The organism is Amycolatopsis jejuensis (assembly GCF_000717335.1).
GTDB lineage: Bacteria > Actinomycetota > Actinomycetes > Mycobacteriales > Pseudonocardiaceae > Amycolatopsis > Amycolatopsis jejuensis.
Genome location: NZ_JNYZ01000012.1, coordinates 1 through 23,887 on the forward strand (window position 1 = coordinate 1; position 23,887 = coordinate 23,887).

At 68.4% G+C, this 23,887-nt stretch carries 20 protein-coding genes and 2 tRNA genes; 10 read left to right on the forward strand and 12 right to left on the reverse strand.

The genetic code is table 11. The features are described from left to right. Positions 1-64: 64 nt before the first annotated feature. Positions 65-649: a DUF1345 domain-containing protein gene (locus OO71_RS17410; protein ID WP_033291261.1), complete on the reverse strand. Its 585-nt coding sequence runs from the start codon at positions 647-649 to the stop codon at positions 65-67. A 101-nt stretch (positions 650-750) separates the two neighbouring features. Beyond that, a complete protein-coding gene (locus tag OO71_RS17415; RefSeq protein ID WP_033290875.1) occupies positions 751-3,531 on the reverse strand; it encodes an ATP-binding protein in 2,781 nt (926 codons plus the stop codon). A gap of 368 nt (positions 3,532-3,899) precedes the next feature. Between OO71_RS17415 and OO71_RS17420 the strand changes: the two genes are divergently transcribed. Continuing rightward, the gene (locus OO71_RS17420; protein ID WP_033290876.1) at positions 3,900-4,997 is read left to right on the forward strand and encodes a S1 family peptidase; all 1,098 of its coding nucleotides are present in this window, start codon (positions 3,900-3,902) and stop codon (positions 4,995-4,997) included. A 98-nt stretch (positions 4,998-5,095) separates the two neighbouring features. On the opposite strand, the gene OO71_RS17425 is transcribed toward OO71_RS17420, so the two are convergent. Together OO71_RS17425 and OO71_RS17430 are read right to left on the reverse strand one after the other, a co-directional pair. After that, positions 5,096-5,503, reverse strand: a complete 408-nt coding sequence (locus OO71_RS17425; RefSeq protein WP_033290877.1) for an SsgA family sporulation/cell division regulator — start codon at positions 5,501-5,503, stop codon at positions 5,096-5,098. A 165-nt stretch (positions 5,504-5,668) separates the two neighbouring features. Continuing rightward, a complete protein-coding gene (locus OO71_RS17430) occupies positions 5,669-6,139 on the reverse strand; it encodes an Lrp/AsnC family transcriptional regulator (RefSeq protein ID WP_033290878.1) in 471 nt (156 codons plus the stop codon). Between the two features lie 202 nt (positions 6,140-6,341). Here OO71_RS17430 and OO71_RS17435 point away from each other — a divergent pair, with 202 nt between their 5' ends. Further along, positions 6,342-7,340, forward strand: coding sequence for a beta-ketoacyl-ACP synthase III (locus tag OO71_RS17435; RefSeq protein ID WP_425388684.1), 999 nt, complete (start codon positions 6,342-6,344; stop codon positions 7,338-7,340). A 1-nt stretch (position 7,341) separates the two neighbouring features. On the opposite strand, the gene OO71_RS17440 is transcribed toward OO71_RS17435, so the two are convergent. The 3 genes from OO71_RS17440 to OO71_RS17450 form a co-directional block, all read right to left on the reverse strand. Next, a complete protein-coding gene (locus tag OO71_RS17440; RefSeq protein WP_033290879.1) occupies positions 7,342-8,820 on the reverse strand; it encodes an adenylate/guanylate cyclase domain-containing protein in 1,479 nt (492 codons plus the stop codon). Positions 8,821-8,844: 24 nt separating this feature from the next. Continuing rightward, on the reverse strand, positions 8,845-9,657 hold the full coding sequence (locus OO71_RS17445) for a class I SAM-dependent methyltransferase (protein ID WP_033290880.1): 813 nt from the start codon (positions 9,655-9,657) through the stop codon (positions 8,845-8,847). A gap of 68 nt (positions 9,658-9,725) precedes the next feature. After that, positions 9,726-10,418 carry a FadR/GntR family transcriptional regulator gene (locus tag OO71_RS17450; RefSeq protein ID WP_033290881.1) on the reverse strand — a complete coding sequence of 231 codons (693 nt, stop codon included), beginning with the start codon at positions 10,416-10,418 and terminating at the stop codon, positions 9,726-9,728. Positions 10,419-10,503: 85 nt separating this feature from the next. Between OO71_RS17450 and OO71_RS17455 the strand changes: the two genes are divergently transcribed. The 3 genes from OO71_RS17455 to OO71_RS17465 all read left to right on the forward strand — a co-directional run bounded on the left by OO71_RS17455 (position 10,504) and on the right by OO71_RS17465 (position 13,285). After that, positions 10,504-10,842, forward strand: a complete 339-nt coding sequence (locus OO71_RS17455) for a VOC family protein (RefSeq protein ID WP_033290882.1) — start codon at positions 10,504-10,506, stop codon at positions 10,840-10,842. Positions 10,843-11,711: 869 nt separating this feature from the next. Then, positions 11,712-12,455, forward strand: a complete 744-nt coding sequence (locus OO71_RS46470) for a methyltransferase (RefSeq protein WP_245633697.1) — start codon at positions 11,712-11,714, stop codon at positions 12,453-12,455. Between the two features lie 68 nt (positions 12,456-12,523). Then, positions 12,524-13,285, forward strand: coding sequence for a sulfite exporter TauE/SafE family protein (locus OO71_RS17465; RefSeq protein WP_033290883.1), 762 nt, complete (start codon positions 12,524-12,526; stop codon positions 13,283-13,285). Between the two features lies 1 nt (position 13,286). On the opposite strand, the gene hisC is transcribed toward OO71_RS17465, so the two are convergent. Continuing rightward, positions 13,287-14,345, reverse strand: a complete 1,059-nt coding sequence (gene hisC, locus OO71_RS17470; RefSeq protein ID WP_033290884.1) for a histidinol-phosphate transaminase — start codon at positions 14,343-14,345, stop codon at positions 13,287-13,289. 104 nt (positions 14,346-14,449) lie between these two features. Here hisC and OO71_RS17475 point away from each other — a divergent pair, with 104 nt between their 5' ends. The 5 genes from OO71_RS17475 to OO71_RS17495 all read left to right on the forward strand — a co-directional run bounded on the left by OO71_RS17475 (position 14,450) and on the right by OO71_RS17495 (position 19,094). Further along, entirely contained in the window at positions 14,450-15,082 is a 633-nt protein-coding gene (locus OO71_RS17475; RefSeq protein WP_033290885.1) for a dienelactone hydrolase family protein, read from the forward strand. Positions 15,083-15,104: 22 nt separating this feature from the next. Next, the gene (locus OO71_RS17480) at positions 15,105-17,075 is read left to right on the forward strand and encodes an acetoacetate--CoA ligase (protein ID WP_033290886.1); all 1,971 of its coding nucleotides are present in this window, start codon (positions 15,105-15,107) and stop codon (positions 17,073-17,075) included. Between the two features lie 37 nt (positions 17,076-17,112). After that, the gene (locus tag OO71_RS17485) at positions 17,113-18,822 is read left to right on the forward strand and encodes a phosphatidylglycerol lysyltransferase domain-containing protein (RefSeq protein ID WP_033290887.1); all 1,710 of its coding nucleotides are present in this window, start codon (positions 17,113-17,115) and stop codon (positions 18,820-18,822) included. A gap of 66 nt (positions 18,823-18,888) precedes the next feature. Beyond that, a tRNA-Ser gene (locus tag OO71_RS17490) sits at positions 18,889-18,978 on the forward strand. A 42-nt stretch (positions 18,979-19,020) separates the two neighbouring features. Further along, positions 19,021-19,094, forward strand: a tRNA-Arg gene (locus OO71_RS17495). 201 nt (positions 19,095-19,295) lie between these two features. Here OO71_RS17495 and OO71_RS17500 read toward each other — a convergent pair. Genes OO71_RS17500 through OO71_RS17515 form a run of 4 tightly spaced genes read right to left on the reverse strand, consistent with a single transcriptional unit; the run spans position 19,296 to position 23,807 of the window. Then, entirely contained in the window at positions 19,296-20,654 is a 1,359-nt protein-coding gene (locus OO71_RS17500; protein WP_156096355.1) for an amidohydrolase family protein, read from the reverse strand. A 5-nt stretch (positions 20,655-20,659) separates the two neighbouring features. Continuing rightward, complete coding sequence (locus tag OO71_RS17505) at positions 20,660-21,691, reverse strand: asparaginase (protein ID WP_033290889.1); 1,032 nt, start codon at positions 21,689-21,691, stop codon at positions 20,660-20,662. Between the two features lie 23 nt (positions 21,692-21,714). Further along, the gene (locus tag OO71_RS17510) at positions 21,715-23,085 is read right to left on the reverse strand and encodes an MmgE/PrpD family protein (RefSeq protein WP_211260545.1); all 1,371 of its coding nucleotides are present in this window, start codon (positions 23,083-23,085) and stop codon (positions 21,715-21,717) included. A 14-nt stretch (positions 23,086-23,099) separates the two neighbouring features. Next, positions 23,100-23,807, reverse strand: coding sequence for an HAD-IA family hydrolase (locus OO71_RS17515; protein ID WP_033290891.1), 708 nt, complete (start codon positions 23,805-23,807; stop codon positions 23,100-23,102). Positions 23,808-23,887 lie beyond the last annotated feature (80 nt).

The window sequence follows — 23,887 nt, forward strand, 5'->3', positions numbered from 1 at the left end:
CACGGGCACCACCTCCACCCGGCAGAGTGCCAGGCGTGGCAAATGAGCGGCCCGAAGGGAGCTATTACCTCGCCAACCTTCTGGGGCGCGGCACTAGCAGCAGCGAGATCCCGGCCTGCACCATCATGGTCATTTTCGCCCAGATTCGCAGCGGCATCACGTCGGTGGGGCTGAATGCGGTGGCGTTGGTGAACGACATGTACAGGTAGTCGAGGTACCGCGGTTCCCATTCGGCCTTGGCCATCGACGGGTCGCTCATCTGCGGGAACTGCAGGTCGGGGTATTCCGCGCGGCCGGTCGCGCGCCGGGCCGGGCCGCCGCGGTCGAATTCCCAGTACCAGAGTGAGAAGACGACGACGTTGGTCCAATAGATTACGACGCCGCTGATCAGTACCTGCACCGCATGTCCGCGCAACGAGCCTTCGGCAATCCCGATCACGAGCTGTACCGCCGACGCGCCGTTCAGCACACTGACCACGGCGAGCGCGGCCAGCGAGATCATCCGCTCGATGGTGTTGAATTCGCTCACGCGGCCAGGGTTCAGCAGCATCAGCGCGACGATCAGCACCGCGGTCAATGCGGGCAGCAGCCACCACGGCCGGAGCACCATCTCGTCGGGAAGGGCGAGCTGCAGCGCGAGAGTCCCCATCACCACGATCGCCGCGGGCCAGCGCGTCTCGCCGTTGGTTGCCCGCCGCCAGGCAGGCAGTCGTTCCTCAGCCACCTGCACACGGTAGGGCGCGCGCGACGTCAGGGCGAAGCAACGCGCGGCAGTTTTCGGGCGACGTCGGTGCGGCTGTGGGCGCCTAGCTTGCGTAGCACCTTCGCGACATGCTGTTCCACCGTACGAGGCGACAGGAACAGACCGTCGGCGATTTGCCGGTTTGTCCGGCCTTCCGCGAGCATCTCGGCCACTTCGCGCTCTCGCGGGGACAGTTCCCGACCGTAGCCGCGACGGCCGCGCTGTGACGGTGCCCAGGCACCGTGCTCGCGTAGCAGGTGGTGGCACCGGCCTGCGTCACGTGTCGCGCCTAGCTGTAGGTACGCCGTCGCGGCTTCGCTGAGGGACGTCGTCGCGTCGGATTGGCCTGCTTCGAGTCGACAGCATGCTGCGCGGTCACGCATTCGTGCGGCGAGATACGGCATCGGCAAGTCCGCGTACGCGACGGCGGCTGCGTCGAAGAGGGTTGCGGCGGCTAGGTGTTTCGCACGCGCCGCGGTCAACACAGCGTGACCCGCGTGCAGGGCTGCGGCCGCGAAGGGCGCGTCACGGCCTTCGATGCCGCGCGCGAACTTCTCGACGAAGGCGTCGGCGTCTGGCCAACGTCCTGCGCGCGTGTACGCCTCCGCGGCGGCCGGGACCAACGACGCCGCCCAGACCCACACGCCTTTGCGCCGAGCGGCGTCGACAGCGATGTCGGCTGCTTCGCAGGCCGCGGCGACCTCGTCGGTCGACAGCAGTACGTCGATCAGCACCGATGCTGCGCACAGCACGACGGGAATCGGACCGTCGCCGGGCCGGTGCGCGGACGCCGCGGCCAGATGTCTTCGCGCCGCCGTGAACTCACCGCGCACGGCCGCCAACCCACCCAGGACCAGCGACGTTTCCATCACGAGGGTGCCCAGCTGCGGGTGCCGGGTGCGGATGTCGTCGGTCGCTTCGGCCAGCCCGTCCCACTCGCCGCGGAACCACGCGAGCCGGACCTTGGTTCCCTCCAGCAACCTCTGTGGATACCGCGCCTCCGCTGCCCGTCGTAAACCCTCGCTGACCAGCTGTTCTGCCCGGTCGAGATGGCCGGACCACGACTGCGCGTCGGCGAGGTTGCCCCACAGCCGGGCCAGCTGGACGCGTTCGGCGACGGTCGGCGCGGTGTCCGGCAGCGACTGGAACTCCGTCCACGCCGTCCCGTCGCCGATGTGCGCGGCGGTCGCGATCCGGTCCGCGGTGAGCGCCAGCCGGGCCTCGGGATCGGTCAGTCCGGAGTGGACTTCCCGCGCCCGGCGCATCCACCGCTCGTGCCAGGACAGCGGGGTCAGCCCGTCGAACGGCAGCGCCAGCAGGTTGATCCCGCGCGCGGCCAGGTCCGGCCGGTCGGCCAGCTCGGCCAACGCCTGTTCGACGGCCGCGCGGCCTTGCTCCAGCCTTCCGGCGACGCGGACCAGCAGCAGGCCCTGCGCCAGCCGAATCCTCCCGCGCACGACCGGCGGCAACGGCCGGTCGTGGAGGACCTGCTCCAGCGTCGCGAGCACGTCCGGCCGGAAGGCGCGTAACGCAACTTCGCCGAGTTTCGTGGCGAGCCGTCCGACCGCGGACTCGGCTGCCTTCGCGACGATCGCCTGGAGCAAGTCGATCGCGCGCGCGGTGTCACCCTGCTCGATGGCCTCGTCGGCGGCGGCTTCCGCGTAGTGGCGCCATTTCTCGACGCATCCGGCGGCGAGGGCGTGCTCGGCCAGGAGCGACAGCGGTTGCCCGGGTAGCTCGATTGCCTTGGCGTGCAAGCGCTTCCGCTCGGCTGAGGAGACGCCGTCGTACACCGCTTTCCGGGCGAACGGAAAGCGGAAGCCGTACCGGTTGTCGTCCATTTCGCCCAGCAGGTCGCCGGACAATGCCTCGGGCAGTTCATCCAATCCGGCGAGCTGGGCCAGAATTGCCGGCTCGGCGGGGGTACCCAGCACAGCGGCGGCTTTCACCAGCCGGGCGACGGATTCCGGTAATGCGGCAAGCTGGGTGGAAATCGATTCCCGAAGCGGGACCGGCACTTCCAGCTGGTCCAATGCGGGCAGTTCAGCGCCCCTCAGTGCGCGGAGTGTTTCCTCTGCGACAAACGGGATTCCGGCGGTGTATTCGTGCAATGCTTCCGCGAACTCCGCAGTGACAGGCGCGTCCAGAATATCGCGAGCCATTGCGGTAACCGCAGGGATGTCCAACGGCCCCAAGGTGACCCGCGCCGTGTGCACGCCCGGTACGGTCGGGCCGCCCGCGCGGCTGGTGGCGACTATCCCCAGCTCCGGCGGCCAATCCACGGCGAGAAACCGCAGCAGCTCACCGGTTCCCCGGTCGGCGCGGTGGAGGTCGTCGATGAGCAGAATGGCCGGACCGCACGCAATCAGCAGTTCGCGGAACGCGCGGAAAACCCGGTGCCGCTGTGCGCCCGGATCCGGCAGCAATTCCGGCGCGGGCGGCAGCACCCCGGCCAGTTCCGGAAGGAGCGGACGCAGGGCTCCGGCGACCGGGCTCAACGGCCCGAGCCGATCACCGGCCGTGCGTAATGCGTCGAGAATCGGGCCGTACGGAAATGGTTCCCGCAATCGTGGACACGCGCCCCGCAGCACCCGGACCTCGGCGAACTCCGGTCGCGCGGCGAGTTCGGTGAGAAACCTCGTGCGACCCATTCCGGGCGCTCCCTCGACCACGACCGCAGCGGGGCGGTGCTCGAGCACGTCGGCGACCGCGGCGATTTCGCGGTCGCGTCCGGTGAACAGCGCCGGGCGCGGGCGCACGGAAATCGACGTCGGAACGGCCGGCCACATGACGACCTCCCTGCGCGAGCGTCTTGTCCGTTTCGCCCGGAGCCTAAGCAGCGCTCCGCAGTTGGTAAACCTTCCACCAGCGGTGTCGCGAACCGGGCGCTAACCCGTCTGCCTGCGCACCGTCACCGGTTGGCAGAAGGAACCCCGGCGACCGGTCACGAAGCGTGCGAAACCGCGGGGGAATCGGCGGCTCAGCGGGACAACCCACGGACCGCCCGCGCGGGGGCCAACACACGGTAGTCGCGCAAATACCTACTTAAGGACTGCCCCGGCCGGGGCAGCTACCTATTCTCCCCACCCCTTATTGCAGTGGACTGGACCAGGTCGCACGCTTCGAAGCCGGGGGGAAACGATCACGAGGGAGAAGCATGAGAACCATCCGATTCCTCGGCGCCGCAACTGCTGCCGCTGCGGTGGCCGCCACCTTCGCCGGGATCCCGGCCGCCGGTGCCGCCCCGCTCAATCCCGGCCTGGTCCCCGCCATGCAGCGCGACCTCGGCCTCACCCACGCCCAGGCTCTCACCCGCCTTGCCCGGGAAGACGCCGCCGGCCAGGTCGGCGCGAGCCTCGAGAAGGCGCTCGGCGACAGCTTCGGCGGCACGAGCTTCGACGCGGCGACCGGCAAAGCCCGGGTCGGCGTCACGAACCCGGCGCTCGTGGACCGGGTGCGCGCGGCCGGGGCCGAGGCGCAGGTGGTGCGGTACAGCGCTCGGCAGCTCGACTCGAACGTGCAGACCCTGAACGCCAGCGAGAAGGCCGCGCCGAAGTCGGTCACCGGCTGGGGAGTGGACACCGCGAGCAACCGGGTCACGCTGACTGTCCTCAGTGGACAACGGGAAGCGGCCGACACCTTCGTGCGACAGTCCGGTGTGGACACTGCCGCCGTCGATGTGGTGGAAACGCCTGCGGCGCCCACGCCGCACTACAACGTCCTCGGCGGAGATGCTTACTACATCGGCGGTTCTTCCCGCTGCTCCGTCGGTTTTTCGGTGAACGGCGGCTTCCTGACCGCCGGCCACTGCGCGGCACTCACCGGCGGCGGCGCGCTGACCGGCTACAACCGGGTCGCGATGGGTTCGTTCTCCACCTACCGGTTCCCCGGCTCCGACTACGCTTTCGCCCGGGTCAACAGCAACTGGACGCCGGTGGGCCAGATCAACAACGGCACCCGCGTGACCGGTTCCACCGAGGCGGCGGTGGGCGCGTCGGTGTGCAAATCCGGGTCCACCACCGGCTGGACCTGCGGCACGATCCGCGCCAAGAACCAGACCGTGCGGTATCAGGAAGGCACCGTGACCGGCATGGTGCGCACCAACGCGCGGTCCGACCACGGTGACTCCGGCGGCTCGTTCATCAGCGGCAACCAGGCGCAGGGCCTGCTTTCCGGCGGGGACACCGTGAACAGCTTCTACTACCCGGTGAACCGGGCCCTTTCCGCGACCGGCACGACGCTCGTCCGCGGCTGAATCTCCTTTCGGTCCCCCGAAAAACAGCAGGGCGGCTCGAGTACCTCCAGAGTACTCGAACCGCCCTGCTGCCTTCTGTGCCGCGGGATCGGCAGCTCTCAGACGTTGCTGATCTCCTCGATCAGCGCGTCGATGTCGAAGTGCTCGCTCTCCACGCCGAGCGGCACCAGCTCGTAGGACGATTCCAGGAACGCCTCCAGGTCGGCGCGTTCCAGCTCGAACGACGCGTACCCGTCGGGCGATTCGATTTCCAGCGTGAGCAAGGCCTCGTCCTCGGACAGGTCAGGGCGGATCCGCACGTCGCCGATCCCGGTCGGCTCGGTGAGCCCGGTCACGAGCAGGTCACGGGCGAACGTCCACTCGATCCAGCGGCCGCGTTCGGTCCGGAACGCGACGGTGACCGCGAACGGCTCCGACACGTGGTAGGAGAGGCGGGACAGCACCGGCGTAGTGCTCTCGTTCAGCAACACGAACTGGGTCTGGTGTACGGCGTCGGTGGTGTGCACGGCTGCTCCTGGTGTCCTCCGGTCGTTCGCGCCTCGCGAACTGGTCGGCAGGGAGATGATCGACAGGGGAGGCCGTGACGCCGTTCCGGCGACGTTCACGCGATCGGTTGCATCAGGCCGCGAACAGGTAACGCCGGGAACAAAATCGCTATGTCGCGCGGCCGGTCAGGAAAGCGGCAGCGTGAGGCCCACTTTGACGCGGTCCATCGCCACGCTGGTGGTGAAGTGGCGGACGTCGGGGTTGTCGAAGAACATCCGCCGCGTGAACGCCTCGAAGGCGGCCATGTCGGGGCAGGTGACCACGAGCGCGAAATCGGCGGTGCCGGTGACGTAATAGCACTGCTGCACGCAGTCGTCGGCCAGTACCTGTGCGCGGAAGGCGTCGAGCACCGCCAGGTTCTCGCGCTCCATCTCGACCATGACGACGAACGTCATGTCGAGCCCCAGCGCGGCCGGGGACAGCACCGCGACCTCTTTCTCGATCACCCCGGCCTCGCGCAGCCGTTTGATGCGCCGCTGCACGGCGGCCGCGGACAGGCCCACCTTGGCGCCGATCACCTCGGCAATCGTGCGGGCGTCGGCCTGCAGGCAGGCGAGGATGGCAAGGTCCAGCCGGTCGAGGTCGGGAGTGCGCACGCTTCAGGCTAACCGGATGGACCGACAAAACGCGCCGGGTTTACCTGGGCACGGGACCTCCTCGCGCAATACCTCCTATCGAGCGAATGTGGAAGAGGTCTCTTAGTGACGTAGAACACAACTGACCGGTCTACCCAGGGGTAGGCCATACAAGGGAGAGAGCCGGCGACGTCCGCCATCAGCCGGTCTGGGAGGTTCCATCGTGACTGCCGCAGGATCGCTGCCGCCCCGTTCCGCCGTCGTCGCGGGGCTCGGTGGCGCGCTGCCCGACCGGGTGGTGACGAACGAGGAAATCGCCGCCCGCCTGGACACCTCAGACGAGTGGATCCGCACGCGTACCGGGATTCGCGAACGCCGCCAGGTCGCTCCCGGGCAGTCCACTGTGGATCTTGCCGAGGAAGCAGGCCGGGCCGCGCTCGGCGACGGGCGCGCGGACGCGGTCGTGCTGGCCACGTCCACGGCCGACCAGCTGTGCCCGGCCACCGCCCCCCAGGTCGCCGCCCGGCTGGGGCTGGGGACGGCGCTGGCGTTCGACGTCAACGCGGTGTGCAGCGGGTTCGTGTACGCGCTGGCCACGGCGGCGGGGTTGATCGCGGGCGGTATCGCGACGCGGGTGCTGGTGATCGGCGCGGACGTCTTCACGTCCCTCATCGACCCGGACGACCGCACCACGGTCCCGATCTTCGGCGACGGCGCAGGCGCGGTCCTGCTGCGCGCGGGCGAGCCGGGCGAACGCGGTGCGCTTGGCCCGTTTGACCTGCACAGCGAGGGTGAGCTGGCCAAGCTGCTGTGGGTCGAAGCGGGCGGCGCGGCCCGGCGCGTGTCGGATGACCCGAAGGACCGGTTCATGGTCATGCAGGGCACGGCCGTGTACCGCCACGCATGCGCGCGGATGGCGGAATCGTCGCGTGCGGTGCTGGAGCAGGCCGGCTGGATGGTCGGCGACGTCGACCGGTTCGTGGGGCACCAGGCGAACATCCGCATCCTCCAGGCGACGGCCAAGCAGCTCGGCATGCCGGCGGACGCGGTCGTGGCGAACATCGACCGGGTCGGCAACACGAGCGCGGCGTCGATCCCACTGGCGCTGGCGGACGCGGTCGCGGACGGGACTTTGGTGCCGGGTCACCGGGTGCTGCTGACGGCCTTCGGAGCGGGGCTGACCTGGGGGTCGACGGTGTTGACGTGGCCTTCGCTGCCGTGAGCTAAGTCGTCCACGTACGGGTTTCGCGGTGCCGGCCGCGGAGGTGGAGTTCTCCGTGCAGGCGCCAGTGTTCCCGTTCGCCGCCCAGTGCCGACTTCACCGTCGTTTCGCTGGCCAGCACCCGGGACGGCACCGCTTTCGCATGCTCGGTGAGCCGGGCTGCTTCGTTCACCGCGTCGCCGATCACGGTGTACTCCAGCCTGCTCGACGCACCCAGCTGGCCAGCGAACACCTGTCCCGTCGCGACGCCGATGCCCAGGTCAAGCTCGCCTTCGGCCAGTACTGCGTCGCGGATTGCGCGAGCTGCGGCGAGCGCCATCGTCGGGCCGTCGGCCAGCCGGGTCGGCGCGCCGAACACGCACAGCGCTGCGTCGCCCTGGAACTTGTTGACCAGGCCGCCGCGCGCGTCCACCGCGGACACCACGCTCGCGAAGAACCGGTTCAGTTTCGCCACCAGCTCCCGCGGCGGAGTGCGCGACGCGAGCGCCGTCGAGTCGACGACGTCCACGAACAGCGCGGTGACCTCGCGGACGTCGCCGGACAGGGAAGCGCCGTACTCGAGCGCGTGGCGGGCGACGTCGGTGCCGACGTGCCTGCCGAACAGGTCCCGCATCCGATCCTGTTCGCGCAGGCCCGCGGCGAGTTCGTTGACCGACGTCTGGAGCATGCCGATCTCGCTGGAGTCATCGACGTTGACGTGCACGTCCGTGCGGCCGCGCGCAATTCCGTCCAGCGCGACCCGCAACCGGTGCAACGGTGCGGCGACGGCGCGGGACAGCAGCGCGGTGCCGATCGCGCCGGTGACCAGCCCGGTCACCGACAGCACGATCAGGCTTGCCGTGGGGTTCCCGTGCCCGAGATCGGGTGGCGTGGTCACCAGCAAGACGCCGATCAGCGGTACCCCGCTGGCCAGCGCCCACGTGACCACCAGCCGGGTCAGCACGGTGACCGGCAGCGAGCCACTCGGCGGCAGGACGTCGAGCGCCATCGTCATCACCGGCCGCGCGACCCATTCCGCGGCGAGGTACGTGAGCCCGGCCGTGGTCAGGCCGCCGAGACCGATGGTGAGCGCGATGCCCGCCGCGTCGCCGAACGACCCGAGCACCCCGGCTAGCGTCCCCAGCGTGAGCGCGCCGAGCAGCCACAACGTGCCGCTGACGACGGCCATGTCGATCGGCAGCCGCAGCGCGCGACGGGCCTCGGCCTCAGTGGGCGGGCGGCCGATCGTGAACCAGACGACGGTGCGGCGCTGCAGGTAGGCCGTCCAGAGGGTGCCGACGAGGAGACTCACCGCGACCACGACGGCGGCGGTGACCCCGAGCGTCCAGCCGCGGTCGCCGACGTCCTCCGGCAGACCCTGCAGGAGCAGCAGCAACGCCACGACCCCCGCACCGGCCACACTCGACCCCGCGCCGAGCGCGGCGAAGCCCAGGCTGGTGCGCAGAACCAGCCGGAACCTCCCTGCGGTTTTCCTGCGCACGAGCCGATCGTATGGGGTCGGGGCTCAGAACTCCCATTCGCCGATGCGACCCATCCGGCGGACGGCGGGGATGAGCGCGGTGGCGCGCAGGGCGAGCCGGGACGCGGTGGGGAGTTTCGTGAGCGTGTCACCGGCCGCCCACTCCGATGCGTCCAAACAGGACACCAGGCTAAGGCCGTAGCGCTCGAGGTCATGCGGATCGTCGATGCCCCAACGGAGAGTGGCCCCCGAGCGGCGGACGACCGGGTTCACCATTTGCGCCTTGATGCCGAGCGAGCTGAAGAAATCGCACACGAGCCGGCCGGACGGGAACTTGCCGACGAGCCTGCGGACCAGCTCGCCGCCGGACTCCGCGGTGAGGTACATCGTGAGCCCCTCGGCCACGATCAGCGCCGGACGGTCGCCGGGTACCTGATCCAGCCACTCGAAATCGGTGACCGACGAGCCGATCGTGGTGTAGCCGTCACGTTCCGGGTACAGCCGGGTGCGCAGGTCGACGACCTCCGGGTAGTCCACGTCGAACCACGCGACGGTGGGCGGTGGATCCAAGCGGAAGACCCGCGTGTCCATGCCGCAGCCCAGGTGCAGGACGACCGCGTCGGGATGCTCGGACAGCCATTTGCCCGCGATTTCGTCCATGGCGCGGGCCCGGATCGCCACCGACACGGCGGTGTTCTCGTTGACGCCGAGCTTGCGGAAGTCGTAGTCGATGCGCCGGACGGCCTCGTCGGCAGCGGTGTCGCCGAGAATCGGATCGGCGCGGCGGGCGTCGAGTGCGCGGCCGAACAGCGTGCCGAGCATGGTCGCCTTTTCCCCGGTGAAGTGGACTTTTTCCACGGTCTGCCCCCTGCTGTCAAAACTTTCACAAACTTGTGAAGACTGTAGCGCTGTTTGGGTCCTCTTGCTCAGGAAGACGCGTAGTCGTGCGCGTAGGTTTTCGCGTCTAGCAGATGTTTGAGCGTGATCTCGCGGGCGGCGGCAGCGTCGGAACGGCGGATGGCGTCGAGGATGGCGCGGTGCTCGTCGACGGCCTTGCGAATCTGCCCGGGCAACCGCAGCGCGGCCCGACGTTCCTCGCCGACGAGCGCGAGCACGGAACGGAGCAGGTCAGCGACGTCGTCGTTACCCGCGTTCCCGGCAATGACCCGATGGAACTCGGCGTCGGTCGCAATCACCCGCAGCATGTCCCCGGCCTCGGCCGCAGCGGCCATCTCGGCGACGTTGTCCGCAAGCCGCTGCACGACCCGCGGCGCATGATGCCGCGCAAGCCGCTCGGCGAGGGTCGGCTCGACGGCCGCCCGCAGGTCGAAGAGCTTCTCCACGAGCTGCTCGTGCTCGGAAAACCAGCTGCTCAGCGGCCCGGCTTCCTGTTCGCGGACGTACGTGCCGGACCCCGCGCGAATCTGGACGTACCCGATGGAATCCAGCACCCGCAACGCCTGCCGCAACGACCCGCGGCTGATGCCGAGCTGCTCGCACAGCGTCCTTTCCGCAGGCAGCCGCGACCCCGGCGGGAGCTCACCGGAGTCGATCATCCCGCGCAGATGGTCGACGGTGGCGCTCCATACCTGATCGGTTTCGTGGGCCACGCCGTCCATCCTGGCAGCCGAGGGCGCGGGGCGGGAAATTGTCGGTGGTGGGTGTCACTATCGGGAGTGGGTTTGGTCAGGGGAGGAGAACGTGGTGACTGCGAAGTTCAAGGATCTGGCTTTGGATGCGATGGATCATCAGGCGATGGCGGACTGGTGGTGCGGGGTGCTGGGGTATGTCCGGCGGGAGGTGGCTGGCACGCGGGGGTCGCCGGTGCCGATCGTCGACCCCGGTGGTGAGGGGCCGCTGATCTGGATCAACCCGGTTCCGGAGCCGAAGACGGTGAAGAACCAGATGCACCTGGACGTCTGGGGAGATCCGGAGGAACTTGCGGCAGCCGGGGCGCGGATGGTGGCGCCCCGGGGAGGAGACCGGGAATGGCACCAGATGGCAGATCCGGAGGGGAATGAGTTCTGCGTCTTTGAGCGGTGAGTGCGGGTGAGTGGTGGGGCGGAGAAGGGAGGTGCGGGCTGGGCGGGGTTGAACTCGGTGTGGGCCGGTTGCTTGGAGTGTGTCGGTGTTGACTGCGCGGTGGCTGAGCCCGGTGTGAGTCGTGGGTTGGCTGCCCGGCTGAGCCGGAGCAAGTCGGTGCGACTCCGCGGGGCCGAGTCCAGCGCGAGCCGTGGGCCGGTAGTCCCGCACAACCGGCGGGAAGAGGCACGGCACGTGTGCGGCCGGGATCACGGCGCGGGCGGCGAAAGGGGCCAAACGTGGGAGCCCAAACACAGGAGTCCAAACACAGCAAGCCGTCCGGTGCGCGTCGGGTACAGTGCGTGCATGTTCTGCGTATGCGTGGCTCTGGACTGGTGGGCGCCGTCCGAGTGACGGCCGTCGGGTAAGCCCTTCGGGTCGTCTTCGGACGACCGTGTCCTCTACCGCGCCGCGTGCGTGCTCGTTCGAAGGCGGCTCCTGTCAATGGAGTCCTTCGTGGAACATCTTGCTGCTCATGGAAAAACGACGATTTCCTGGAATGAGAACGGCCGTTCTCGGTCGGCCGAATGGCGGTCGGCTGGTGGGGTGCGGCCGCCGGGGCGAATCGAGGTCATAGAAACCGGACTGCGGGCCGATCGGGCACTTCGGCTGGCTTCGCAGGGGGTCGGGATGTTGTGGCGGGCCGATTTCGCCGATGCGCGGCGGCTGCTTTCCGGGATGAGCACGATCTTGGACCGCCGGTCGGTCGAGGCTTCGCCGGATGGGGCGACGAGCTTCTACCGGCACCGTCAGCGGCGGAAGAACCGGGCGCGGGTGCTCGGAATGCTCCTGATCGAACTCGACGCCGGACGCGATCTCCCCGGGCGGGCGTGCGTGCGGTTTACGGCGACATCGTGGAGCCGTGCGTCGTCTCGGTTCGGGAGCTTCTCGGGGTGCTGAGCGCTCATCAGTGGCGGCAGGACGGCGTCCCCGTCCCGGCGCTGAACGCGCGGATTCATCCCCACTACGGCGTATTTCCGCCGACCCGTAACGAATACGTCGATCTCGTCGCCACTGCCCGGATGACCGGTGTGCGCACGGCGTTCGACATCGGCACCGGCACCGGAGTGCTCGCGGCGGTACTTGCCAAACGCGGAGTTCGCCGCGTCGTGGCTACCGACATCGCACCGCAAGCCGTGGCCTGCGCGCGGGACAACATCCACCGGCTCGGCTTGAGCGGCCGCGTGACCGTGACCCAGACCGACCTGTTCCCACCCGGCCGCGCTGACCTGGTGGTCTGCAACCCGCCGTGGCTACCGGCAACGCCGAGCTCACCACTCGACGCGGCGGTTTTCGACCGGGGCGGGCGCATGCTGTCGGGGTTCATCCGCGGCGTCGCGGACCATCTGACGCCCGGCGGTGAGGCCTGGCTGGTGCTGTCGGACCTCGCGGAACTGCTCAGGCTGCGTACCCGTGCACAACTACTGACCGAATTCGCCGCGGCCGGGCTTGCCGTGCGCGGGCGGATGGAGGTGCGTCCGAGACCTGCCCGGGATGCACGTGACCTGCTCGCGGCGGCACGAGCGGCCGAACGGGTCTCACTGTGGCGTCTTGGCCCGGAAAACGGTGGATGAGTGTCGGACCGGACACATCGCGTCGCCGGGATCGGCGTGGGTGCCTAGGGTCAGCCTGTGAGTGCTTTATGACGTGGTGGCACGCCGTGGTCATCTTCGTCGCCGGGATGTGGGCGGGGACGATCAACACGGTCGTCGGCTCCGGCACGCTCGTCACGTTTCCCGTGCTGGTCGCGCTGGGGTATTCGCCGGTGACCGCGACGACGTCCAATGCCGTCGGGCTGGCGCCGGGGACCATCAGCGGGGCGTACGGGTACCGGGCCGAGCTCGTCGGGTACTGGCCGCAGGTGGTGCGGTTCGCCGTTGCCTCGTTCTTCGGGGCCATCGGCGGCACCATCCTGCTGCTGACGTTGCCCAAGGGCGCCTTCGAGACCGTCGTACCGGTGCTCGTCGGGCTGGCGGTCGTGCTCGTGATCGTGCAGCCGCGAGTGTCCAAGTGGGTGCAGAAACGCCGCGAGGCCAACGGGCGCGAGCACCACGCCGGTCCGCTGCTTTTCGGGCTGCTGTTCGTCATCGGCATCTACGGCGGCTACTTCACCGCCGCGCAGGGCGTGATGATGATGGCCGTCATGGGCATGCTGCTGTCCGAATCCATGCAGCGGCTCAACGGCGTGAAAAACGTGCTGTCGGCCGTCGTGAACATCGTCGCGGGCACGATTTACGCGTTCGTCGCGCCGGTGAGCTGGCCGGTGATCGGGCTGCTCGCGCTCGGCTCCACGATCGGCGGCCAGCTCGGGGCCCGGATCGGCCGCAAGCTGTCGCCCACCGTGCTGCGCGGCGTGATCGTGGTGATCGGTCTCGCCGCTGTCGTACAGCTGGTGCTGAAGTAGCTCAGCCCGCCAGGAACTCCCGCGCGGCGGCCAGCACCTGGTCGTTCTCCTCCGGGGTCCCGATCGTCACGCGGGCGCCCTCGCCGGGGAACGGCCGCACGATCAGCTTCCGGTCCAGCATGTGCTCGGCGAACGCCGTCGTCCGCTCGCCCAGCGGGAACCACACGAAATTCGCTTGCGTCGGCGGGATTTCGTACCCGATCTCCAGCAACGCGTCGCGCACCCGGGTGCGTTCGGAGATGATCTCGCGGCAGCGGGCGAGCAGCTCGTCCTCCGCGTCGAGCGACGCGATCGCGGCCACCTGCGCGATGCTGTTCACCGAGAACGCCACGTACACCTGGCGCAACGCGTCGGCGATCGGCTCCGGCGCCACGGCGTACCCCACCCGCAGCCCGGCGAGCCCGTACGCCTTCGAGAACGTGCGCAGCACCGCCACGTTGTCCCGCGAGCGGGTGTACTCGATGCCGTCCGGCACCTCGGGGTCGGTGACGAATTCCTTGTACGCCTCGTCGAGCACCACCAGCACGTGCGGCGGCACGGCGGCGAGGAACCGTTCGATCTCGTCGCGGTGCAGCGCGGTACCGGTCGGGTTGTTGGGGTTGCAGACGAACACGAGCTTCGTGCGGTCGGTGATCGCCGCGAGCATCGCGTCGAGGTCCAGCCCGTGCTCCGGAGTGACGGGGACCTTCACGCCGGACGCATGGGCCACCTGGACCACGATCGGGTAAGCCTCGAACGACCGCCAGGCGAACAGCACCTCGTCGCCAGGGTCGCACAACGCCTGGATCATCTGCTGGCACAGCGACACCGAGCCGCAGCCGATCGCGACCCGTTCCACCGGCACGTCCAGCCGCCGGGCCAGCCGCTCGCGCAGCGCCTGCGACCCGCTGTCCGGGTACCGGTTCACGCCGGTCAGCGCCGCCGTGATGGCCTCCTGCACGCTCGGCAGCGGGCCCCCGGGCACCTCATTGCTCGCCAGCTTGACGGCGCCCTCGATCGTCCGGCCAGGGACGTACTTCGGCAACGAATCGAGGTCGGGACGGGGGGCGAGGGACGGCATCGTCGGTTCTCCTCGGTTTTCACGGGACGGCGAGGCCACCGTATCTCGCCCCGGCCGATCCGCAAAGGTTCCCAATGTTCACCCGGAGGTGATTGCATGAGGCGATGACGTCGACGACCACCGTGGAACACCAGCGTACCGACGGCCGCACCCTCCGCCTCACCTTCGCCGAACCCGAGGGCGTCATCCGCGGCGGGCTCGTCGTGCTGCACGCGGGCCAGGGCGTCACCGACGGGGTTCTGCTGCTGGTCACGAGCCTCGCGGGGGAGGGCTGGCTCACCGTCACACCGCACATCGACCGCGACGAGCGGCTGACCCAGCGTGACCTGCTCGCCGCCACCGACGTCACGTTGGAATGGCTGCTGGAGCGCGGCGTCGACGCGGATCTGCGTGGCGTCGTCGGGTTCGACCTCGGCGGTACGGCCGCGCTGGTGGTCGCGTCGCATCGCAAGCTCGGCGCGGCGGTGAGCGTCGGCGGGCAGGCGGTCACGGAACTGCCGAAACTGCTGGAAATCGCCGGGCACGTCACGAGCCCGTGGCTCGGCATGTACGGCGACGCGGGGGACGAGGCCGGCGAGGCCGAGGTGGAGCAGCTGCGCGAGGCCGCTGCGGCGGCGAAGGTGGCCACCAACGTCGTCCGCTACCCGGGTGCGAACCACCGCTTCGATGCCGATCCCGGTGCCGCGGCGGAAGCTTGGCAGCGCACCCTCGCCTGGTTCGACGCGCACCTGAGGTGACGTACGGGTTTAGCATCGGAGAGTGACCGCCGACATTCCCGAGGTGCTCTGGCGACCCGACGCGAACCGGGTCGCCGATTCGAAGATCGAAGCCTTTCGCGAGTGGCTGCGCGACCGGCACGACGTCGATCTCACCGATTACGACGACCTGTGGCATTACTCGGTCGAGCACGTCCCCGAATTCTGGGCCGCGGTCGCGGAATTCTTCGGCGTACGTTGGCACGAACAGCCACGGGAAGTGCTGTCCGGGGCAATGCCGACGGCAAAATGGTTCGACGGTGGCACGCTCAATTACGCCGAGCATTCGCTGAGTCCCGGCGCCGGAGCACCGAAAGCCGACGACGAGCTCGCCGTGATCTTCCATCGTGAAGACGGTTTCGCCGAGCAGCTGACGTATGGCGACCTGCGTGCACACGTCGGCGCGGCGCGTGCGGCGCTGCGGGCGCTCGGCGTCGGCAAGGGCGACCGCGTGGTCGCGCTTGCCCCGAACTGCCCGCAGACGCTCATTGCATTCCTCGCCACGGCAAGCCTCGGCGCGATCTGGTCGTCGTGCTCCCCGGACTTCGGCATTCGCGCGATTTCCGACCGTTTCACGCAAATCGAGCCGAAAGTGCTCGTCGCGGTGAACGGGTACGCCTACAACGGCCGCGCTTTCGACGTTCGCGGCACCGTGCAGCGGCTGCGCGAGCAAATCCCGTCCCTCGAAGCCACCATTCTCGTGAAATACGTCGGCGACGGAACCCTGGAGCACACCGTCGACTGGAACGCGCTGCTCGCCGAACACTCCGGCGGCGAACTCGCGTACGAGCCGGTGGATTTCGCGCATCCCTTGTGGGTGCTGTATTCCTCGGGGACCACCGGGCTGCCGAAGGGGATCGTGCAGGGGCACGGCGGGATCGTCGTCGAGCATTTCAAAGCGCTGGCCCTGCAGACCGGACTCGGCCCCGGCGACCGGTTCTTCTGGTTCACCACCACCGGCTGGATGATGTGGAACTTCGTCGTCTCCGGGCTCACCGTCGGTGCCACGATCGTGCTGTACGACGGCAGTCCCGGCCATCCGGACCTGAATGTGTTGTGGCACTTGGCCGAACAGCATCGGGTCAGCTACTTCGGCACGTCCGCGCCGTTCATCCAGAGCTGTCTCAAAGCGGGCATCACGCCGTCCGCGCGCTACGACCTCAGCGCCCTGCGCGCGCTCGGCTCGACCGGCGCGCCGCTGTCGGTGGAGGGCTTCCGCTGGATTGCCGACGAGATCGGCCGCGACGTGCAGATCTGCTCGGTTTCCGGCGGCACCGACCTGTGCGCGGCCTTCGTCGCCGCGGCCCCGGACGTTCCGGTGTGGCTCGGCGAGATCTCCTGCCGCGCGCTGGGGGCGGCGGTGGTGGCGCTCGACGAGCAGGGCGAGCCGGTGGTCGACGAGGTAGGTGAGCTGGTGATCACCGAGCCGATGCCGTCGATGCCGGTGTACTTCTGGAACGACCCGGACGGCTCACGGCTGCGCGAGGCGTACTTCGAGATGTACCCGGGACGGTGGCGGCACGGCGACTGGATCAAGATCACCCGCCGTGGCTCGGCGGTGATCTACGGCCGCAGCGATTCCACGCTCAACCGCGGCGGCGTACGGATGGGCACCGCCGAGTTCTACCGGGTCGTGGAGGGGCTCGCCGAGGTCGCGGACTCACTGGTGGTCGACACGTCGGCCGTGGGCAACGAAGACGGGCAACTGCTCTGCTTCCTGGTCCTCGCTTCGGGTGTCTCGCTCGAGGAAATCGAGCCTGACCTGCGGAAAGAGCTCCGGAACGCGCTGTCGCCGCGACACGTACCCGATCGGTTCATCGTCGTCGCCGAGATTCCCCGTACGTTGAACGGTAAGAAGTGTGAGGTACCGGTGAAGAGAATCCTCTCCGGAGTCGCGCCGGAGAGGGCGGTGAGCAGGGACGCGCTGGCCAATCCGGCCGCGCTCGAGCCGTTCGTGGAGCTCGCCGTGAAGTGACAGGGGGAAGCATGGCAAGGCCGTACGTGTTGCACGCGTGGTGACGGGGACCCGCGCGCAGCACACCTGGCACGTGGCCGGCGTCACGTCGGTCGTGGCCATTACGTGGGTGACCAGGCTGGCCGGCCTGGCCACGCTGGTGTCGACCGTGGTGCCGGTCGGCCGCAACCTGCGCGGGCACGTCGCGGAGTGGCTGGAGCTGCCGCAGGACGCCACCACCGCCGCGGCTGCCGTGTCGCTGGTCACCGGGGTGGTGTTGATCATGCTCGCCGCGGGGTTACGTCGTCGTAAGCGCCGCGCGTGGCAGCTGGCGGTGGCGTTTTCGGCGTTGCTGACCGTGTCCCATCTGGGGCTGCGGCATGTGTTCGGCGCCGGGGTGGTGTCGGTGGTCCTGCTTGCCGGGCTCCTCGCCACGCGCCGGTATTTCATCGCGCGCCCCGATCCGACGGTCGGCCGCTGGCGGGCGTTGCGCGTGCTGCTGCAGTTCCTGCTGGCCGGGTTCGTGCTGAATGTGGTGCTGCTGTCGGTCGCGCCGGCCCGGATGGTCGACCCGCTGAGCTTCGCCGACCGGCTTGCCCACTCGGCGCTCGCGCTCACCGGGGTGAGCGGGCCCGCGGTGTTCCACGAGATGTGGTTCGAGGATCTGTCCGCAACCATCGGGCTCCTCTTCAGCATCGCCGGGGTGCTGGTGTCGGCGTACTTCCTGCTGCGCTCGGCCGAACCCGCACCGGAACTGTCCGACGACGAGCTCGCGCGGCTGCACGCCTTGCTGCAGCAGCACGGAGAACGCGACTCGCTGGGGTATTTCGCGTTGCGGCGCGACAAGTTCGCGGTGTTCTCGAAGACCGGCAAGGCGGCCGTCACGTTCCGGGTGATCGGCGGGGTCGCGCTGACCTCGGCCGACCCGCTCGGCGACCACGAGGCGTGGCCCGGCGCAATCGAGGAGTACCTGGACGTCTGCCGGCGGGGCGCGTGGGTACCGGCTGCGATGGGCGCGTCCGAGCTCGGCGCGACGGTGTGGGCGCGGTTCGGGCTGGAGGTGCTGGAAATCGGCGACGAGGCGATCGTCGACACCGCGACCTTCAGCCTGGAGGGCCGCGTGATGCGCGGCGTGCGGCAGGCGGCGTCGCGGACGAAGCGGGCCGGGTACAAGGTGCTGGTACGCCGGGCCGAAGACCTGCGCCAGGGCGAGCTGACCGAGCTGGTGCACCTGGCCGCGACCTGGCGCGGCACCGAAACCGAACGCGGATTCTCGATGGCGCTGGGCCGGATGGGCGACCGCGGTGCGGTGATCGTCACGGCCGAACAGGGCGGACGCGTGCGCGGCGTACTGCAGTTCGTGCCGTGGGGCGAGCGAGGCCTGTCGCTGGACGTGATGCGCCGCGACCGGACGGCCGACAACGGCGTCAACGAGCTGATGATCTCCGAGCTGCTGCTGCACGCCCGCGACCGCGGGATCGACCACGTGTCGCTGAACTTCGCCGCTTTCCGGGCCCTGATGGAACAAGGCCAGCGCATCGGCGCCGGCCCGGTGGCGCGGCTGTCGGCGAAGGTACTGCACTTCTTCTCGCGCTGGATCCAGATCGAAAGCCTGTACCGGTTCAACGCCAAGTTCCAGCCCCGGTGGGTCCCGCGGTACCTCGTGTATCCCGGCGTGGGTTCCCTCCCGCGGGTAGGCATCGCCACCTTCGAAGCCGAGGGTTTAGGAGGCCGTTCCCCCTGGCTGCGGCGGCTGCTACACCGTTGAGGGGGGTCCGTTCCGGAGGAGGCCGGGGGGTGTGTAACCTATCTGAGCAGTGGTCGTTTGGGCCCAGGAGGCTTCGCCTAGTCTGGTCTATGGCGCCGCACTGCTAATGCGGTTGGGGGTAACCCCCCCTCCCGGGTTCAAATCCCGGAGCCTCCGCTGGTACCTGTTACGGCAGGTGCTAGATTGACAACTGAACACGCGCCCGTAGCTCAGCTGGATAGAGCATCTGACTACGGATCAGAAGGTCAGGGGTTCGAATCCCTTCGGGCGCACGTCTGGTCGAGACAGATACGGCAGGGGCCTTGTTTCCATTCGTGGAGACAGGGCCCCTGCCTATATCCGGCGGCAGCCGCGCGGGCGTGCAGCAGCAGCTCGGAGATCATCAGCTCGTTGACCCCGGCGCCCGCGCCCATTGGCCGCGATCCCGGCGTGTCGGGCCGAAACATCGAACCCCATCGCTGCGGGGACAACCTTCAGCCGTCTTCACCGGGATCGTCCGCAAGCAACCGCTGGGTCGCAAGGGAGCTGCGGTCGATGATGATGCCGTCCTTGATCACGTCGCGGATCTTGCGGTAGTTCTCCGGGGCGGCCAGCGGGTCATCGTCGAGTATCACCATGTCGGCGGCCTTGCCGGGGGTCACGGTGCCGTAGTGGTCGCTCTTGCCGTACGCCTCCGCCGTGTAGGCGCTTGCGGAGCGCAGGATTTCCATTGGTTCCATCCCTCGCTCCCAAGCGGCCTTGATCCACCGGAAGTGGGCTGATCCGAGGTGAGTCGGCATGTCCGGCACGGAGTCTTCGAGGATGCCGGGGCGGAATCCCGGGTGGTTTTTCACGCGTTGCCCGTAGGCGAACGCGTCGGTGGTCAGCAGGACACGGGCGCCCTTGGCGATGAATGCGCGGTTGTTCTGGTCGCTGATGGCTGCACGGGCTCCGAGTTGGGGCTTCGCGTCGGCGAGCCACGCCAGGTACCGCTCGGTGTGGAACATGGTCATGCACGGCAACTGGCGGGCGACGATCTCGTCCATGAGCGGTTCGGGGATCGGGTGGCCGCCGGTGATGTCGGGGTGCTGAAGCAGGTCAGCGCCTGCCTCGACCTCCATGCGCAGGGACTCGATCGAGGTTGTGTGCGCCTGGACCAATTTCCCTTCGGCGTGCGCGGACGCCACGATCCTCCGCTGGGCTTTTTCGGAGAACAGCAGAAAGCCTTCCATGCGATGGTCGGACGCGGCGTACTTGATGAAGTCGACACCAGTGGCGTGAACGTAGGCGACAACCGCGTCACCGATCTCGTCGACCGTCAGCGAGATCAGCTCGGTGCCACAACCGACCTCCCACACATCGTTGATGCGTTGCTTGGTCGCGGGCTCGAAGGTCAGACCGGTCTTGAAGAAGTCCTCGGACATCGGGCCGCCCAGGCCGAGAATGTTGCCGGCGCAGAAGAACCGCGCCCCTGCCCGCCGGCCGCTGTTGATCGTCTCGCGGGCCGTGACGAGCGGTCCGGCCGGGCCCCAGGTGTCGAACACCGTCGTCAGACCGTACTTGAGGGCCAGTTCGGCGGCCTCGAACGCCAGCTCCTCGTAGCGGCCTTCGAACTCCAGGAGCGTGTCCGGTGTACGGGCCGAGACGAGATGGACGTTCGCATCCATGAGACCGGGAATGAGGTAGCTGCCTGAATAGTCGCGGACCTGAGCCTCGGCCGGCACGGGCACCGATGCTGTCGGCCCGGCTGCGCTGATCAGGCCGTCGGTTACGACGCCCGTTGCGTCGGGCACGGGAGAGCACCCGGTCCCGTCGATGAGGGTGGCGTGCTGTAGCGCGACCACCTCTGTCATGGTCACTACCTCTTCCCTGTGCCCAGCCGGAGATCGCCTGCCCCTGGCGTCCCTACCTTGCGGAATGCCTCCGCGACTTGCTCCCGGCTCGATCCGCGCATCAAGAGGAGCAGGAGAACGAGCCGGGATCTGAGGCCGGTGAGGTAACCCGCCGGGATGAGGCCACGATCCAGGAGGTCGCTTTCGGATCCCGGGAAACCATAAGTATGAGTGAGCAGCTCGCCGCTGCCGGTCCGCGAGGCAAGCACGACCGGTATGCGTGCTGCGAGCTGCTGGAGCGGCGCGACCATCGTTCGAGGCACATGCCCTCCACCGAGAGCCTCGACGACCAGACCGGAGTAATCGCGCTCCGCGATGGAAGAAAGCAGCCGCCCGTCGTCGCCGAATCCGACTTTAAGGAGTGCAACGGAAGGGACCAGGGCGCGGTCCGGCCAAACATGGTGGCGCCCGACCGGGCGGACTGCCACCCTGACGTTGCCCTCGGAGATCCAGCCGATCGGACCGGTGGGCGTAGAGCGAAACGTTGCGGGACTCGATGTGTGCGTCTTCTGGACGAAACGCGCTGCGTGGATTTCGTCGTTGAACACCACGACGGATCCGAGGCCCCTCGCTGCGGTGCTGAGCGCGACGCGGACTGCAGCAACGAGGTTGGCCGGCCCGTCCGCACCGGGAAGACTTGGGTTGCGCATCGCACCCGTCACGACGATGGGCTGGTCTCCGTTCCACAGCAGGTCGAGCAGGAAGGCGATCTCCTCCAGGCAGTCACTGCCTTGGATGACGACCGTTCCGGTCGCCCCCGCAGATACCTGCCTGCCGATGTTCTCCACCAGTTCGACCAGGTCGGGTACGGTCAGCTCGAACGAAGGCGCCTGCCGAAACGAGATCGCGGAGACGTCGGCCATCGCGGCCAGGCCGGGCACAGTTGCCATCAAGTCCTCGGCCGTCAGCCGTGGAATTGATCCCATGCCGAGCTCTGCGGGCGAGGCCATGGTGCCGCCGGTCGCGAAGACCGCCACCTTGGGCCGGGCATCAGACATGTTGTCCCTAACCGTTTCGAGTCTTACTTTGTAATGCGCGCAAACAACTCCGACAGGTCGGGTGCCTGCTCGATGGCGAACACCGCTTCGTGTAACGCGTCGGCGTCCTCATGAGAGACCACGCCTTCGGTCAGGTGCTGGAACTTCGCGCGGAGTTCTTCCTCGGTGAGAGGATTCTCAGCGGAGCCACGCGGATGTGTGACGTGGCGTGAGTGTCGCGTGCCGTCGCGAGTCGTCAGCGTGACCGTCGAGGCGACGGACTGGCGACCGGCTCCCGCGGCCTCGTCGAGGCTCTTGTCTCCCTTGACGGTGATGCGATCGTGCAGCTCCTTGACGCGCTCGTCCTCGAGACGGCGATCGTTGATGATGTCGTCGAATCGGACGGTTCCGTGATGGGCTGCGACGGCGACGACGTACTGCAGATTGTGTGATCGCAGCGGGTTTCCGTCGACCACCTCGTAGACCGAGAGGGGAGCGCGGACCGTGATGCTCTCGATCCGGTCGACCGGAACCTGGTCCTCGTCGCGGATGGCGAGGACGCCCTCGACGCTTGCCGGGATGAAGACACAGCAGGACCAGCGTTTGAAGAACAGCTGGCTGACTTCGAGGGACGAGGTGTCCTGCGGCCAGAGCTTGGCCTCGTCCCAGGAGTCGGAAAAGGCGCGGCCGAACGGGTACTTGCCGGCGAGGATGTCCGCCGGACCCTTCAGCCCGGCGGCGGCGAGCAGCGCCGCTTGTGCGCCGTTCCGGGCGGCAAGGCCGATATTCAGGGGCCGCGACTGTTCGGAGGGATCGTCGACCCACGCCAGCAGCCCCGAGGAGGAGTTCCCGGCGAGTCCGAGTGCGTCCAGGAAAGTCTCGTCGTCCAAGCCGAGTAGCAGTCCCGCAGCGACGGCGGCGCCGAACGTGCCGGCGACGGTCGAGGGATGGAACCCGCGCGCATACTGCGCGGCCGGACCGAGCGCGAAGCTGATTCGCGCAGCTGCGTCTATTCCGCCGACGACGGCGGCTAGCAAGTCGGCGCCGCTGCACTGCATGCGCTGTCCGACGGCGAGCGCGGCAGGGACGACGACGGCGGTCGCGTGGACGTTCGCGGTCGGATGATGACTTTCGATGTCGCAGTAATACGCCAGGGTCCCGTTGAGGAGAGCCGCGGTCACCGCGTTGGTTCGCATGCTCGACCCGATCAGTGAGGACTCGGGTACCCCACCGGTCTCCTTCGCGACGCCTTCGACGAGGCCGAGGATCGGCCAGGAATCGGCGGTCGCGGCGAGCATCGCGCCAAGGCAGTCGAACAGAGCACGCTTGCCGTCGTGGAGCGCCTGGTCCTGCAGCGCCGGATACCGATAGTCGCGTAATGAGGCGACAAAGCGCTCGGTCGTGGTAGTGGTCAACGCTGTTCCCCCGGTCATTGTTCGCCATCCGGACTGAAACCGAGCACGCTCGCGAGCTGGGTCAGGTCCGGCATCTCGAGTGTCGGTGCCGGCGTCCCGTCCGCGAGCGTCTGGCCGTGCCGGTTGATCCAGATCGTCGGAATGCCCATCGGCACTGAACGCGGCAGGTCGACGTATTGCGACTGTGCGACGTGAACCGCGTCGTGGGGACTCACGCCCGCTTTCTCGAGAACGAGCTCAAACAGCGCCGCGTCCGGCTTGTACGCACGCACGTCCTCTCCGGTGAACACGTAGGTGAACGGATCTCCCAGAAGCCTGCTGCTCTCGCGGATGATGTCGTGCTGGCTGTTGGAGATCGTGGCCAGCGGCACGTGCCGCGCGAGCCGGGCAAGCGTGCCGGCAGCATCCGGGAACGGTCTGGCGGCTGCCATCGCATCCCCGAAATCGTGGCCGTCGTCGGCGTCCAGCGGTACGTCCGCAGCAGCAAGAGCCGTGCGCAACGTCGTCGTCAGCAACTCTCGATACGGCAGGAAGGGTCCGGTCACTGCAGGCAATGCGTGGCCGTAGTACCAGTCGCGGTAGAAGCTCGAAACGTCAAGATCGACGCCTTTGCGGGCGAAAAGGGCGCGAACATATGCGCGCAAAGCCGTATCCCAGTCGATCAGCGTTCCATACGTGTCGAAAGTGATCAGGTGTGGTTTGCCGGGCAAGGGGGCGGCCATCGACGTCCTCCTCGGCGCTGTGCCGCGCCTCTGCGGCAACAGGCCCTATGGTAGTTTTGACCCTGTCGATACATCAGACG